Source organism: Parabacteroides sp. TM07-1AC (assembly GCF_003480915.1).
GTDB classification, from domain to species: domain Bacteria; phylum Bacteroidota; class Bacteroidia; order Bacteroidales; family Tannerellaceae; genus Parabacteroides; species Parabacteroides chongii.
Genome location: NZ_QUKD01000010.1, coordinates 206,521 through 222,710, shown reverse-complemented (window position 1 = coordinate 222,710; position 16,190 = coordinate 206,521). Strand labels below are relative to the sequence as shown.

Here is a 16,190-nt window from a genome sequence, read left to right as displayed (position 1 = left end):
TTACGTAACGCAAATTGCGTAATAAAGATCGAAGTGTGCAAATAATAACTAATACATTTGTCAACGACCAACCGGATCGGTTCCTTTTTTATTTGGAAAAGGGGGTAGGGGTAGATATCTTTGGGGGCGTATTTGCTGTTATAAGGACGGTAATGGGTAATTTATAAATAGTATGGAAATGAAAGTAACACAAGAAAACAATCGAAAAAGAAAAGGTCCTTTGTTGTACGACTATATTCGGCAGCGGGCGGAAAGTAAACAACTGATGGGTAAAAACAGTACAGCTGACCTTTATTTGGCAGCCGGTCGTCATTTTTACCGATTTCAAAGAAACAAGGATATACCGATTCGTGATCTGACTTCCACCTTGTTAAATGATTTTCAAGCCTATTTGCAGGCAAAAAGATTAAAGATCAATACGATTAATAGTTATCTGAGTAGCCTGAGGGCTGTCTACAATGCAGCTTTCGACGAACAGCCGTTTGAAATGAGGTATCATCCGTTTCGCAAGCTGAAACTGAAACGTGATCTGACAGTCAAAAAACCTTTATCTGATCAGCAAGTAAAGAAAATGGCGGCAGCTGATTTTCGTGACCGTCCCGATCTGACTCTGGCTACCGATTTGGCACTATTCAGTTTCATGGCTTATGGCATGCCTTTTGCTGATATGGTTCGTCTGACTCGAAAGAATATCCGAGGACAAGCTATAGTATATAACCGTCATAAAACGGGGATCGAGATATGTATTGAGATTACTTCCGGTATGTGGCAAATTATTCATAAATACGAGTCTTCCGAGAGGGATTATCTTTTTCCTGTGATGTTTGCATCTGCTACTTATCGGCAATACAAGGGGATGCTCTCTAATCATAATTCTGCATTGAAAGAAGTGGGTCGGCTTCTGTCGATTTCTGATAACCTGACCTCTTATGTAATGCGTTATACCTGGGCTTCGGAGGCTCGTCGTTTACATGTGGACATCGCCGTGATTAGCCAGGCATTAGGACATACCAATGAAAAGACCACCCGCGGATATTTTAATCGGATGGAACAGCCGGAACTGAATGAGGCCAATCAAAAGATTACGGATCCCATTAGTAAAATACTGATAAACAAACAAAAAGGTAGAGGTGTTTTTCGGATGGAAGGAACTTATTTATGAAATAAGAATAATATCATAAAGTCTTTTGAAAATCACGCATTATCATTTATCTCAAAATGATTACTGAATGCAAAGTTAAGATATTAGTTGTTAAAAAAGAAACATTTTCTTACTATTTTATCTACATCTTTAGGTTTGTTTTCAGGTTAGATAAAGACTTCTCGAAATTTATACTATATTTTATATAAATTCAACCGCTAAATCTATACTAATATTAAATGGCAGAATGTTTAGACATAGCCGGTTAACCCCATCACGCTTTAACTTTTATTTAGTAAAGATATCCTTACCGATTTTTGTAGAATTAAACATGTTTGAGTTTCCATTGTTGGTTTTTTACTCTTCATAATAGCTGTCGTTTCTTCAGAATTTATATTCTAAAATAGACAACCTAAACTTATTTCATAAATAAGCTATTTCTTATTTCATAAATAAGTTTAGGTTCATGGTGAGTTTACCTGGTATTAGAACCTTTACTCCGCGATTTTTGAATCAGCGAATAAAATAACTATAATAAAACATAACTAGTATGATGAGAAAACTTATCTTGATGATGTTCCTGTTTGTGATCCCTCTGTCGTTCTACGCACAGGACAGGTTGACCGGAGAAAAAGGTTCGACCGTCGGGATCAAGACCAATATTCCATATTGGGGAGCAATGGTAACTTTTAATGCCGGCGCGGAGTTCCGCCTGGCACGTCACTGGAGTCTGGACATAGAGACCGGCCTCAATCCGTTCGACGGAAAGAAGGACGACGGGAGCTATGGCAAATCTCTCAAACATTGGCGACTCCATCCGGAGATGCGCTATTGGTTCTGTGAAACCTTTTATAAACATTTCATCGGGTTGCATGTCCCGTACATATTATATAATGTATCGGACATCAAACTGCTCGGTACCGAAAACGAACGCCACCAGGGGTGGGGCGCAGGCGTGGGCGTCAGCTACGGATATTCCTGGCTGCTCTCCAAACACTGGAACTTAGAAGCTACTGTCGGTGTGGGTTACCTCTACCTCGAATCGGAGAAGTACCCCTGTACTAACTGCGGACGCCGCCAAGAGTACGTGAAGAAACATTATTTCGGTCCCACGCAGGCCGCTATCAACCTGATTTATCAATTCTAAACATCGCTGCCTTATGAAAATGAACAAGCATACATGGATTGTGGCAAGTCTGCTGGCGGTAGCCACCTTGCAGGCACAAGAGATTAAAGTAAAAGATAAGATTGTGGAGAAGTCGGACGGTACCCTGCTGATCGGCATGACGCTCGACTTCGGAGAAATCAAAGTCCCTTCAGACCGTAGCCTGGTTTGCACACCGGTCATATCGGCAGGAGACAGCATCCGTCCCCTGACACCGGTCATCCTGAGCGGACGCGACCGACATATATTATATGAACGGACAGAGCGCACCTATACGACACACGATGAATACGAACTGCTCCGCGAGAATGGCAAGCCACAGACCTTCGAATACACCACCCGCACACCGATGGCACCGTGGATGAAGAAGTCGGAAGTCGCCCTCGTCATCGACGAATGTGGTTGCGGTTGGGAGGCATTGCAGAACGACCGCTCACCGCTTTTTCCGATTAACATGGCAGAGCCGGTGGTATTGAAACCGCTGCTTGCCTACCGTACGCCCGAAGCCGAAGCAGTCAAGGCGCGTTCGATCGAAGGCAAGGCGTTCCTTGACTTCCCGGTTAATAAGATTACCATCTATCCCGACTATCGCAACAACCCGCGCGAACTGGCCGCCATCCGTGCCACGATCGAGTCGGTGAAGGACGATCCTTACGCCACTATCACGGAGGTGTGGATCAAAGGTTTCGCCTCTCCCGAAGGAACTTACGCCAACAACACCTATCTGGCAGAAAACCGTGCCAAGGCTTTGTGCGACTATGTGAAGAGCCTTTACCGCTTCGAACATGCTACCTTCAGCGTCGACTTCGAGCCGGAAGACTGGGAAGGGTTGGAAAAGCGGCTGGAAGAGATGAACTTGCCCGACAAGGCGGAACTGCTCGCCATCATCCGCAACCCGGAACCGCGCGACTTAGACAAAAAGGAATGGAAGCTAAAGACGCTGAACGGCGGAACCTCTTACAAGATCCTGTTGCGCGACATCTATCCCGCCTTGCGCCACTCGGATTACGTGGTGAAATACAACATCCGCAACTTCACAGCCGAAGAGGCGAAGTCGCTCATCTACACCGACCCGAAGAAGCTCAGCTTGAACGAAATGTTCATGGTGGCGCAGCTTTTCGAAGCCGGCAGCGAGAAGTATAACGAAGTGTTCGAAATCGCGGTCCGCATGTTCCCCGACGACCCGGTGTCTAATTTGAATGCCGCCAACATCGCCATTCGGACAGGCCAGCTCGACCGTGCGGAAAGCTACCTTGCGAAAGCTGTCGAAGGCGACGAGAAACAGTTGGCACTTGCCTCCGTCCGGATGCTGCGTGGCGATCTCGACGGTGCGGAAGCGATCCTGAAAGGATTGGAAAACAGCTCGGTAGCAGGCGAAGCCGCCCGTGCGAACCTCGAACAGATCAAGGCGAAGCGCGAAGAATGAGATATTTTCAAAAAACGATAGCGTATGAATATTACACATAAATTATTAGTATATGCCTGTGCTGCGGGCTGTTTTTTGTCTGCCGCATGTTCGGATGAGTACCGGACGGAACGGGACGACGACGGCGACAAGCCGGTGGAGGAGAACTATCTCCGACTGACGCTCCGTTGTCCGGATGCCAAGGCACCGCTCACCCGCTCGAATCCTACAGGAGGCGAGAACGGCGACGGCTACGAGCCGGGGCAGGACTACGAGACGCGCATCGACGACCTGATGTTGCTCTTCTACCAAGGGACAGACGGGGTGAACTCGCCTGCCTTGACCCCGATAGACAAGATTATCTATCTCGACCGCGACGCTATGCAGGGCGACAACCGCACCGAACCGGTGTTGGTGGGATTGCCCGCCGGATGGTACGACCTGCTGGTTATTACCAACACCGGCAATATCCGCCCGCAGCTCAAAGACTTGACGCTCGGAGAAGTACGTGACTTCCTGCAAAAGCGTGCGTGGATGGAAAGAAACGGCGAGTATTCACATTTCGTGATGGCTTCGGACGGCCACCTGGACGAGAAGGTGTATATCTGTGGCGACAACACGATCGATAACCCCGCTTTCGCAACGGTCGAGGTCGAACGCCATGCGGCACGCATCGACTACCTGCCGGTACATGACTATTTCGATGTGATGGACAAGACGGCGGGAGCAGCCCGCGTGTCGATTACCGGTGCCATGATCGTCAACAAGCTGGATGCAGGTTCATTCATGGTCAAACGAGTGGTCGGAGCGGTGGCCAACGATGCGTTCGGACCGGCAAGCGCAGTTGAGTTTTTAGGCTTGGAGTTGCCTGAATGGGGCGACCACCAGACTAACTACGTGCTCGACCCGTGGAGCCGCTACAAGACGATGGCGAATGTGAACAGCGAGATGTTCAACCCTAACTGGCCGGAGCGTCCCGCTTCGGACGGCAAACCGGTCGAAGCACTCTATGAAAACTACTTTATGAGTTTCGGTACTTCGGCAGGTAACTGGCGTTTCACCAACGGTATGGGTGACCGCGTGGGCGAATGGTACTGCGTGGGCTACACGAAAGAAAATACGGTAGCGCGTGCCGACCAGTCGCCTTACTATTGCACAGGCGTGGTGTTCAGGACATTATACGGACCCGGAAGGTGTCTCTTCTATGATCCCGCTACCGGAACGACCGACTATCGCAAAGGATTGGACGGTTCGCCGTTTACCTTCTTTGCTTTCAAAGGCGTAATTTACGGTTCGCCCGAAGCAGCGATGCTGGCTTTCACTGAAGGGGCACTGGACGTCTCTACCTACGACTTCACGGGCAAGACCTGGGGCGACGTGCGTTCGCTGGCATCGAGCTTGAAGGAGGGCGACCCGACCGGATACCGCCGTTTCCTTTCAAGGCAGTTGAAAGACAAGGATTCTTCAGCTGCTCTGACTGCTGCCGAAGTTTCGGCATTGGCGTGGAAGGAATATATGTATACGACGTTCGGATATGCCTCACGCACGGATGGCACGCCGCAGGTCAATCAGGGCGGTAAAGACACGCGTCGTCTGTTGGCACGCTATGGTCTGCATACCTATGTGGACGGTGTTTGTTTCTACACACACTGGATTCGCCATTCTAACAACAATGCTCCGTCGAAGGGCATCATGGAGTATGCCATTGTGCGCAACAACGTCTACAAGTTGCGCATCCGTGACTTCTACGGCCTGGGAGACGATATTCCCTACGAACCGCCGTTCGATCCCGAACCTAAGGACCCGATAAATCCGGATAACCCGGATGATCCGAAAGACCCCGAAGATCCCGACAATCCAGATGAACCGAACAAACCCGATGAACCGGAAAAAATCGAAATCGAAGTGATTGTCAAGCCTTGGGGACCGCTTCAGGACGAGACGATTTATTTTTAACGTGCAAAATTGGAGAACAATGAATTACCATAAAATACTATATCTTTTATTCCCGGTGCTGGCGGTGTTTTGCCTCGCCGGACTGGCTTCATGCGATTATATCCATGACGAACTGCCTCTTTGCCGGCACACGCTCCGTTTCGTCTACCGGCATAACATCAAACACGCCGATGCGTTTGCCTACGAAATGGTGAACCAGGAGCGCGAAAAGAACGTCCGCCTCTACATCTACGACGACAAGGGGGCGTTCCTCTCTTCCCGTCTGATCGAGGGCGAGGAACTGAAAAAGAACGAAGTAGACCTCAGCGAACTGGCTCCGGGTGATTACCACCTGTTGGCTTGGGCGGGGCTGAACGATACGGATTATACCTGGATGGAACCCGCCGCAGGCTCTACGATCGAAGACTTCCGTATGGCGGTGAAGGCGGCGGAGAACCGTGTGGACCGCGAGTTGTCGGGACTCTTCCAGGGTGAGCTGGACTATACGATCCCGGCGGGCGGCGCGACCGACACCGAGTTTCCGCTCGTGAAAAACACCAACAAAATCCGTTTCATCTTGGTGGATGCCAACCGGGGTACGGAGCTGTCGAAAGACGCCTTCGACTTTGTAGTCACCACTACCAACGGCGACCTCGATGCGCACAACGAACCGCAATCCGATACACGCATCACCTGGCTGCCCTACCTGCAACAGGTAGAAACGGTCAAGTCGGCTGATAATGCAACCGTTGCCTACGATGCCGTCTGCACCGAGCTGAACACCTTACGCCTGATCGACAATGCGACCGGTACGCTGAGTGTCCGTTATGCAAGCGAAAAGACGCCGTTTATCAATGTCGATCTGGCAGGTCTGTTGAAGCTGACGCAGATCGCTTCGCACAAACTGGACGGACAGGAATATCTGGATCGTCAGGACGAATATGTGCTCACCGCATACGTGGATATCGCCGGCGGACGGGCTCATTGCCTCTATGTAGTAGTGGACGACTGGATCGTCCGTCTCGAAGACGTGACACTTGGTAATGAGGAGATGGGATTATGAAAAACAGATTGAACCAATACAAGAGCTTGCCACTGCTTGCCAGCCTGTTTGCCCTCATCGCGTTCGGTTGCGTGAGCGGCGAACGGGGTGCGGGGGGCGACCCCGACCTTCCTGACATGCTGGAGGTGGATTTGCAGGTGGGTATCTCTGAGACTTCGAAGTCGTTGCAGACGAAAGCCGCAGATGCAAATGCGTTGCCCGGTGAACAGATCAACTCTTTGGTCGTGTTTATCGTCAATGCTTCCGGTAAGATAGAAAAGAAATTCCAACCGGATTTGACTGGTGACGAGGAAGCGAAAAAAGGCGAATTGACAAGCTGGAAGTCCGGCTCTTTCGAGATTACCGGTGGTCCGAAGAAGATTTATGCGTTTGCCAACTGGGAGTCGATAAAAGACAATCCGTTGGAAAATGTTGTAAATATACCGGAAGGACAAGATATGCCGTCGCTTCCCGTATCCGTTTCTTGGGAATCCGGTGTTAATGACATTTCTAAGACATCAAAATTCCTCCCCATGAGCGTGCAGGAAGAGTGGATTCCGGCAAAAGGGGGGAAACCGATTTGTTTGGTTCGTTTAATAAGTCGTTTGAAAGTCAAGATGCTCAACAGAACGAGCCATACGATTACTGTTACAAAGTTAACTTTAGGCAAGTTCAACACGGCAGGAAATCTTTTTGAAGCGGATAAGTATTTGGCTCTGACGGGAGGCGGTTATTCGATTGACAAGCCTTTCGAAGATAACAAGCAACTTGCAGTAAGCGAATCCATAGACTCCGATTGGTATTACGTGAACGAATCGGAAGCTACCGACGGTTTTGAGGTGGAGTTGGAAACGAGTAGTGACAAACATTTAACAGGTGATAACCCCCATCAAGGAACAAAGTACACCGCTCTTCGCCAGATCCCCCGCAACCATTTTTGGAACCTGAGTATCGAGTTCACGCCTTATAAATTGACGCTTTTAGCCGTAAGTAATGAAAATCCTCCGATCGGCGGGTATCCAGAATCTTCGGTAACAAGCAAAGGTATAACCGATTTGGTTTGCACTGTATATGGCGGTGGTCCGTTTACTATTATAATCGAAAAGTTAGTTTCGCAGGAGGAAAACGGAGATGTAGATCTTTCTGACCAGGTAACTTGGAGAATCGGAAAGGTAGATAAGGGAGATTTGTTGGCAGAAGCTCCTAATAAAATCGAGCAAGCCACAATGGATGGTGCATCACGTTATCAAATAACAGGCGGTCGCATGGTCGGTGCAGCCACTAAGGATCAAAGCGCGACCTTCGAATTGATTGCAAAGAAAGACGACAGTGTTTTAGCCACTTTCCAAATCCAGTTACGATTTGCGGATCTATTTGAACTGACAACAGATAAAAACTAAATTCAGAATACGATGAAACGAAAAAAAACAATATATGACAAATGGCTCCGAACGTTACTCCTGTCGTTTGCCCTGCTCACAGGCGGAGGTGTCGGGATGGCTTGGGGACAGGAAACGACGACTAGACCGGTGATTAGCCTAATGTTTTCAGAAGATCATGATAAAGTTCATGTGAAAGAAGAGATTATTTATGTTGATCCAACTAAGCCACGTGTATTGTCGATACCAGTGTTGAATGTAAATACGAGGAACAATAATGACCAATCCTACAACTGGTTTGTTCATTGGTATGTGAAAAATGGGGATAATTTTGTCAAAGAAAGAATAGGACATCACTCAGTAACTGTTACTAAAAACATGTCTGCTAATAGAGGTGGATCTTTGAGTATATGTAATGAAAACTCAGTAGGAAATACAGGAAATGCAGATTTGTACATAACACATGATTATTTTATCAAAGTCAAAGAAACCGATGGCTTAATTTGGTCGAATCGATTAAAAGATTCGAATGTCATTCCGGAACAAACCAACGGGATTTTGAGTGAATATAAGCGTGGTCTGGGAATCGACGCCTCTACCATTGTCTATACATTGCCGGAGGACTATGCAGATGGTGATGTTGTGTATTGTGATGTAAGTGTTTATCAGGATGGAACTTGGACACCTTCAAGTTCTTCTGACATCAAAGGAACATATGCAGAACCCACCTTGCTTAAACGATACAAGTATGTAATAAAAAAAGCGGAAGAGTGTCCTTCTTATATTCAGGAGAAAACAATTTATCATATCGATTTTCCGAAAGATGCAGAATCTATAAACTTATCTATGCCTTATACACCGGATAATTATTTTTGGAATGATGGGAAGGTTCACCAAGGATCAAAATTTCAATATCGAATAAATAGTGATGATAATGCCGATTTTAAAGATTTTCATCTTGTAACAAGAAAGGCAGACTTGGATTTGCAACAGACGCAGAAAATAGAAATAAACGATGCGCTTAAAAATGATTTTAAGGTTGATATACGAGCCATTTGTAATGAAAACACTCCCCATCAGAGTGGGGTTATTGCCACTTTCAATTTTCATCCGATTGAGAATGCTAAGTTCATATTGGAAGATGAGATAAATAAGGATAGTGACAGATGGCCCAGAGGGAATATTAAGAAATATAAACAAATAGGGATTGTTGATTTTGACCAAAATTCTATTGTAAATGAGATTCAAGCAGGTGATAATATGTCAAATAATCCTTTGGGTTCTTTCAACCAGTCTGAAACAAGTTACGGATTTATATATAAAAACGGTAAGTCCTTATTAGACCAAAATTCAAAGTGTTATACTTCATATCCTGGAATGTATGGCTTGTTTAGAAGTGCGAATGTTGAAGGTAAGTCTAAACATGATGGTCTTTGTTCTACTGGCGATGTAAATAGATACTATAAGTGGGTAACACCTTATATAGAAAAAGCGTATAATTATGGAAGTAAAATTTATGAAAACAGAGAATTGTATGATCGAACTTATACAGTAACCAAGGAAGCAGGTGATACAAAATACGGTTATTTTTGTTATATTGATGCAACTGATGAACCGGGAACTTTGGTTTCCGTACCAATAGAAGGTTCTATTTGTGGAAATACGGAGTTGACCGTAACCGGATGGTTAGCCGATATGACGCGCCCGGGATGTGACGTATGGGCTGATGGTAATCCTCTTCCGTTGGTTCCTAATTTGAATATAATATTAAAAGGAGTAAAAGGTCAAGAAGAAGTTGTACTTCACAGGTTTACAACAGGAGATGCATTAACGGATTATAAAGATAATAAGCTTGGTCATTCAAATGCTTCTAATGTAAATACAGAGACCAGAGATAAATTTAATTATAACCTTATGAAATGGCAACAATTCCATTACAAATTTGTCGTTTCGGAAGATGAGATCGCCGGCTGTACCGAATTTTATTTGGAAGTCCAAAACAACGAGCCCCACACCGATGGAGCCGACTATGCCATTGACGATATCCGTATCTTTAAAAGAAAACCGGAAGTTGAAATTATCCAAGCCGGTGACTTGTGTGATACGGAATTAAAAACAGTCAAATATGCGACAAGTTATAGTAATATAATGAGTGTAATGGGGTTGACTGAAAATGAAAAAGTGACAGGGATAAATAAGGATGTTGAATGGGATAATCCAAATGATCCACTGCCTAAGGAGTTGAAAGATTATATAAGTTCAACTTATAAAGATAATGAAAAAGAGGCTGTAGAATACTTTACAAAAATCTATTATTCTGTTTATGAATGTGATGCAAATGGAAATCCGAAAGACACCCCTCTATCAATCGACTATGATGGTGATGATCAAACGGAACTATGTCGTGTCTCTTATCTTTCCACTCGTAAGGAAGATATGAAATGGGTAAATTTAGATTTTGGTTCGGATGGAAAAACTTCGGGAGATAAGATCTATTCTCTTCCTCTTAATATTGGTAAGTCTTTTGATCCTAAAAAACAATATATCGCCCGAATTTCCACTCAACCGATAGGCCATGCAAGTGTACCTGCTAAATGCGATGCTTGTGCTTTAACCGGAGATCCATTTTATCTTTCTCTTACGGGAGATCGCTTTACGATATTCGAAGGGGAGAATTTGGAAACTGAAATCTCATCGCCGACAGATGCACAACAAGGGAAAACATATAAAATAGCCGGTAATTTCCGTTATTTGAATGATGGGACATGGACAACATTGGAGAATGCCAAGTTTGATTGGTTTATAGGAGATGTCGTAGAGTTTAATACGGCTACAGTGGAAGTGCAAGGGAATTCATACACTTATGCTGAAGCTTTGAAGTTACATTCTACTGATACAGACCAAAAAGAAGCTATAAAAACTGCTTTAAACGCTCTTTTATACGATAAAGATAATAACACGAATGGCAAATTTGTTTTGAATGCAGCATCCTTTGAGTACAAAATGGCAAACAAATACCAAACAATTATAGGTTTGCCACAAGCTCAACAAGATGATCATAGTAATGAGATTAATAACAATTTGTATTGCCCTGACCCTGTCGTAATCCAATTAGGCCCAAATCCTCCGACCATCGATCCTGGGGACCCCGATGTGCCCGATCCTAAGGACCCGGAAGATCCCAAAGACCCGGAAGATCCCGACCCTAAAGATCCGGATAATCCTGACCAACCTCAACCGGATGAATGGGGAGACAAACACGTCCGCTCTGTCCGTGTTATGTTAACTCAGATAAAGGATATGCAAGCTAGTGCTGGTACATTGCGTATTCCGATTCATTTCCGTAAATCGGCAGATGGGGAGAAATTTGTTAAGGATGACAGCAATGCAAACATAAAGGTTTTAAAGACTTCTGACACGAAATATAGTAACGATAAACCGGTTGCTACTTTGGTAAAACTTGACGATGATGCAACAACAGCAGCTTGGGGTACGAATTATTTCACAATCAAATTCACCCAAGAGGCAGTTAATAACTTCAAAGAAGGCTTCTGGTATATGGTCAATATACCTTATGCCGTAAAGGATAATAGCGAAAATAAGGTTACTTATACAGGTTCCATGCAACTCACCCTCAAAATCGTCCCCGAATATGTGACGTGGGTAGGAAGCGAAAGCGGTATGCACAACTGGAACAATGACGGTCTAATGCATTGGAGACGGTCTAATGATGCGGAACTGTACACAACGAGTGTCGCAAGTGCAAACGGTACTCATAACGAAGCCTACACCCCGATGCGCTTTACAAAAGTGACGGTTGTCGGCAATAAAGACGGTAAGGCTTATTCCGCTTATCCGTATTTATATGAATTAAAGAAAAATACAGGAAGTCAGGAAAAAGATCCAAAGAACGTTTTGCTGAATATGGATGTTCCAACAAATTTAACAACCGAAAACATCGGTGCCGCCACCAAGAATATCGAATACGACTTGCTTGCCGATCCGGATTATGAACGGGAGTTGTTTGGATGTGTTACGAATCCGGATATACCAAAAGATGGTTCAGAGAATCACAGCTACGCCTGTGTCCGCTTCTACGGCAACACCTGCGACGAGATCTACATCAAGCCCGAATCGGAAATCCTGCATACGGAATACCTGACTTACAACAAGGCACACGTAGATTACGAAATGGCTCCGAACCGCTGGTACATGCTCGCTTCGCCCTTGAAAGGCGTAGTGTCGGGGGATATGTATTTGCCGACAGAAACAAGTAACGTAGGTAAGTATGCACGTCAGGAGACACCGGCGTTTGGGGAGATCAACTATGATAACACAAACTATACCCGTTGGCAACCTGCCGTCTATATGCGCGGATGGGATAAAGCTAGTGCAATAGTTGTTCGTCCAGGTATAGGTTCTAATAATCAAGTCGATTACGGAATTAAGGGTAGCTGGTCAAACCTCTACAATGATGTAGATGTTCCGTTTACGCCGGGTACTGGATTCTCGATTGGGACAAAAGCGAATGAAGCAACTTTAGATAATGCCAATAAAGTATTGTTCCGTCTGCCGAAAGCAGATGATAAATATACATATTATGGTAGTACGACAGGTAGCGGAGATGAAAAAACATTGACAAATCGCGTCGGTAACGGTCGTTTCCATATCAGCCCGGATGAAAAAGGACAGAAGGCTGTTACCTCTTGTTCGGCTTCCTCTACAGGTGGTATGTTCGGTAACCCGTTCATGTCGCATTTGAATATGGAGGAGTTTTTTAAAAAGACTACATCTACGGAAAAAGTATATTACATTATGGGCAAGAGTGCAACAGAAACTGTGCTGTTTGGGGATAATTATACTTTATCAACAAGTACAGACGGCTATAATGGTCAATACGTCGCCCCTCTTCAATCATTCATCGTGAAAGATTTGGCTTCTGCCACTTTCACAACCGATATGATTGCGAAAGCCCCGACAACCGGAAAGTTCGGTTTGCGCTCTGCCACCGTCGCTCCGACCGAAGAACCCCTGCCGCAATTGCGCATCACCGCCACCCGTGACGGCATACGCAACACCGCCGTCGTAGCCGGTCTTGCTACCGCTTCGGACAGCTATGTGGAGGGTGAAGACGCTGCCTTGCTGATCAACGAGGAAGTCGCCGCACCACAGGTGTATACTCTTGCCGGTAATCAGATGGTAGCCATCAACGTGACACCCGACCTGGCTGAAATCCCCGTCGGCATCCACGGCAAAGACGCGACCCCGGTAGAGCTGAGCTTCAAACTGTCAGGTGCCATGAAGAACGTGAAGCTGGTAGACAAACAGACCGGCAAGCGCTACGACGTGACCGACGGCTTGACGCTGACCGTCCCGGGCAACACCTACGGACGCTACTTCCTGAACGGCTCCATCGCCACGTCGAATGAAATCATCGCCCAGGGCCACATCATCTTCTACAACAGTGCCCCCGGACGGATCGACGTCTCTTCGGTCGATGCACTCAGCGAAGTGACGGTCTACGACATCTCCGGCCGTGCCCTGCGCACCTTGCGCAACCTGAATACCCCGACCGTCTCTGTCGATCACCTCGCACCGGGCATCTACGTCGTCCGTGGCGAAAGCGGTTCGCAAGTCGTAAGTGAAAAGGTAGAAGTGAAGTAAAAGTGTAACTCTTATGTAAATGATATCAAATTGGGGAATCGATGATGCGCCCGGCGTCCCGGTAGATGCTCGGAAAATTACATCGTGCATGTAAACAGTATTTTGCGCTGATTGCCCCAGTTGTCGATCAGCGTAAGTACATGTTTGCCGGACGAGACCCGGCAGGCGATCTGGTGGTTGCCGGTGGTTTCGCCGAGGTAGGTGTCGTCGAGATGCCAGTAGATGGTTGCCTCTTCGCGGGCGTGGGCGGCTTTGAAGACAAACTTTTCGGGTTTGCCGGAGAAGCCTTTCGGGAGGTATAAGACGGCATTATGTTCCGGGTAGATCAGTTCGATTTGCCCGGAACTTTTTGTTTGTTCGCATCCCGGTTTGATGGGCGGGAGAGGAACATAGTCGATATGGTAATTGCGGTAATAATATTCCAGGGACGGTGGGAGGACGAACCAGGGACGGGTGATCATCCGGTCGACCGACTCGCAGGAGCTGTTTACGCGGAAACGTCCGTCAGCCGAGAGATGTATCAACTGATGGTAAGGGCAGACGGGGGTATTGATGCCTGAACGGGGAATGTACAAGCTATCCACCTGGTCGCATATCTGCGATGCTTTGTGACCGCTGCTACGGCAGATGGCTACCTCTTCCAGTTCGTCGTAAGGTATGTCGAACCAATCACCGCCGGGAAGCAAGGAGAACAGATCGAACAAGACAGGGGCGGCATTGCCTACACCGGTCAGTCCCGGGCGGCCTTCGCCCGATGCGTTTCCTACCCATACACCGACCACATAACGGGGAGTTGTACCGATGGCCCAGGCATCGCGTCCTCCGTAGCTGGTCCCTGTTTTCCAGGCAATCTGTTTCATCGATTCGAATTGTTGCCAGTCGGCTTCCTCTTCCGGGCGGTTGAGGGCGGACATCGCTTCGTAGGTGAACCAGATGGAAGCGGCTGAAAGAAGGGGCTTGTCGGTGAGACGTGGGTCTGCGATTGATTGGATTGCCCCCGTAGGGGCGGTTCGCGAACCGCCCTTACCCGAACCGCCCGTACCTGCCCCGCCCGCATATGGCAGGGCTGTCAATGGATGAATATCCCCCGGATTATATCGTCCGTTGTAAAGGCGGTAATGCGTGAGCACGCGTGAGAGGGATGCGTACATCCCCGAGAGATCCCATAAGGTTCCTTCGGCTCCTCCGAGAATGAGCGAAGCCCCATAGTGTTCTTCCGAAAAGCGGAGGGTGGTCATTCCCAATGCTTTCAGCAGTGTCATGAAACGTCCGGTGTTGTATTGCGATAACATGCGGACGAGGGGAACATTCAGCGAACGTTCGATAGCCCGGTGGGCAGGGACGGCTCCGTTGAATGTCTTGTTATAGTTTTGTGGCATGAAGCCGTTTATATTCAGCGGGACATCGGAAACGAGGGTGGAAGGGAGTATCTGTCCGTCGTGGAGCATTCCGGCATAGAGGAAGGGTTTCAGTATACTTCCCGTGCTGCGGGGAGAGGTGATGACATCTACTTGGTTTCCACGTTTCTCGTCGGCTTTGAAGCTGGCGTTGCCGGCATAGGCCAGTACTTCGCCGGTTTCGACATCGGCGATGATGGCGGCGAGGTTATGGATATGGTTGGAGCTATATTCAAGGGCGTAACGGTTGACCAGCTCCTGTGTCTGTTTTTGCAGGGAGTAGTGTACCGAAGTCGTGATACGTGTTCCGGGGGTAAGGGCGGCAAGCCGTTCCAACAGGTGAGGGGCTTCGTCGGGCAAGGGGACAGGGGCCTCCGGTAGGGGTTCCATACAGGACAGTTCGTATTCGGTGTTGTCGATGATACCTCTTTCTTTTAGAGTAAAAAGGAGGTTGTCGCGTTTGGTTTTCAGTTGTCTGCGGTTTCTCCCCGGATGGATCAGGGCGGGGGAGTTGGGCAGGACGGCGAGTGTGGCGCTCTCCGCCCAGGACAGTTCGGAGGCATTGCGTCCGAAATAACGCCAGGCGGCTGTTTCGATGCCGACTACATTGCCGCCGAACGGGGCATGGGAGGCGTATAGGTTCAGTATTTCTTTTTTGCTGTGGGTCGTTTCGAGGAAGAGGGCCCAGCACATTTCGATGCTTTTCTCATAAACGGTACGGTCTTTGTTTCCTCTGGCGATACGTGCCAGTTGCATCGTCAGTGTACTTCCTCCGCTGACGACACGGTGATGCCGGACATTGAGGTAGGCGGCACGCAAAATAGCTGTCACATCGATCCCGGGATGATAGAAGAAATGCCGGTCTTCATAGGTGGTCAGGCAGGTGACAAATTTCTCCGGTAACGAGTCCGTAGCCGGAAACCGCCATTGTCCGTCCGGCGCAATACGTGCTCCCAACAGGTTGCCTTCCGAAGAATAAAGTAAAGTAGAGTAGGGAACGGAGAATAAGACACGGGGAACCAGGAGGAACATGATGCCCCATAGGGATAGGAGAAACAGGAT

General features: G+C 47.4%; 8 protein-coding genes. 7 read left to right on the top strand and 1 reads right to left on the bottom strand.

The annotated features are described in order from the left end of the window. The first annotated feature begins 178 nt into the window (after positions 1-178). From DXD68_RS18980 to DXD68_RS18950, 7 genes are all read left to right on the top strand, one after another. A complete protein-coding gene (locus DXD68_RS18980) occupies positions 179-1,162 on the top strand; it encodes a tyrosine-type recombinase/integrase (RefSeq protein WP_233577221.1) in 984 nt (327 codons plus the stop codon). A 532-nt stretch (positions 1,163-1,694) separates the two neighbouring features. Then, positions 1,695-2,288 (top strand): DUF3575 domain-containing protein, encoded by a 594-nt coding sequence (locus DXD68_RS18975; protein ID WP_199715771.1) that lies wholly within the window; start codon positions 1,695-1,697, stop codon positions 2,286-2,288. A gap of 13 nt (positions 2,289-2,301) precedes the next feature. Then, positions 2,302-3,732 carry a DUF3868 domain-containing protein gene (locus tag DXD68_RS18970; RefSeq protein ID WP_122363056.1) on the top strand — a complete coding sequence of 477 codons (1,431 nt, stop codon included), beginning with the start codon at positions 2,302-2,304 and terminating at the stop codon, positions 3,730-3,732. Between the two features lie 24 nt (positions 3,733-3,756). Continuing rightward, complete coding sequence (locus tag DXD68_RS18965) at positions 3,757-5,667, top strand: Mfa1 family fimbria major subunit (protein WP_122363055.1); 1,911 nt, start codon at positions 3,757-3,759, stop codon at positions 5,665-5,667. A gap of 19 nt (positions 5,668-5,686) precedes the next feature. Beyond that, on the top strand, positions 5,687-6,709 hold the full coding sequence (locus DXD68_RS18960) for a FimB/Mfa2 family fimbrial subunit (RefSeq protein ID WP_122363054.1): 1,023 nt from the start codon (positions 5,687-5,689) through the stop codon (positions 6,707-6,709). Next, positions 6,706-8,088: a hypothetical protein gene (locus DXD68_RS18955; RefSeq protein WP_122363053.1), complete on the top strand. Its 1,383-nt coding sequence runs from the start codon at positions 6,706-6,708 to the stop codon at positions 8,086-8,088. The genes DXD68_RS18960 and DXD68_RS18955 overlap by 4 nt, the downstream gene beginning before the upstream one ends. A 12-nt stretch (positions 8,089-8,100) precedes the next feature. After that, positions 8,101-13,731, top strand: a complete 5,631-nt coding sequence (locus tag DXD68_RS18950) for a T9SS type A sorting domain-containing protein (protein ID WP_122363052.1) — start codon at positions 8,101-8,103, stop codon at positions 13,729-13,731. A gap of 77 nt (positions 13,732-13,808) precedes the next feature. Here DXD68_RS18950 and pbpC read toward each other — a convergent pair whose 3' ends face one another. Then, positions 13,809-16,160: a penicillin-binding protein 1C gene (pbpC, locus tag DXD68_RS18945; RefSeq protein WP_410510732.1), complete on the bottom strand. Its 2,352-nt coding sequence runs from the start codon at positions 16,158-16,160 to the stop codon at positions 13,809-13,811. Positions 16,161-16,190 lie beyond the last annotated feature (30 nt).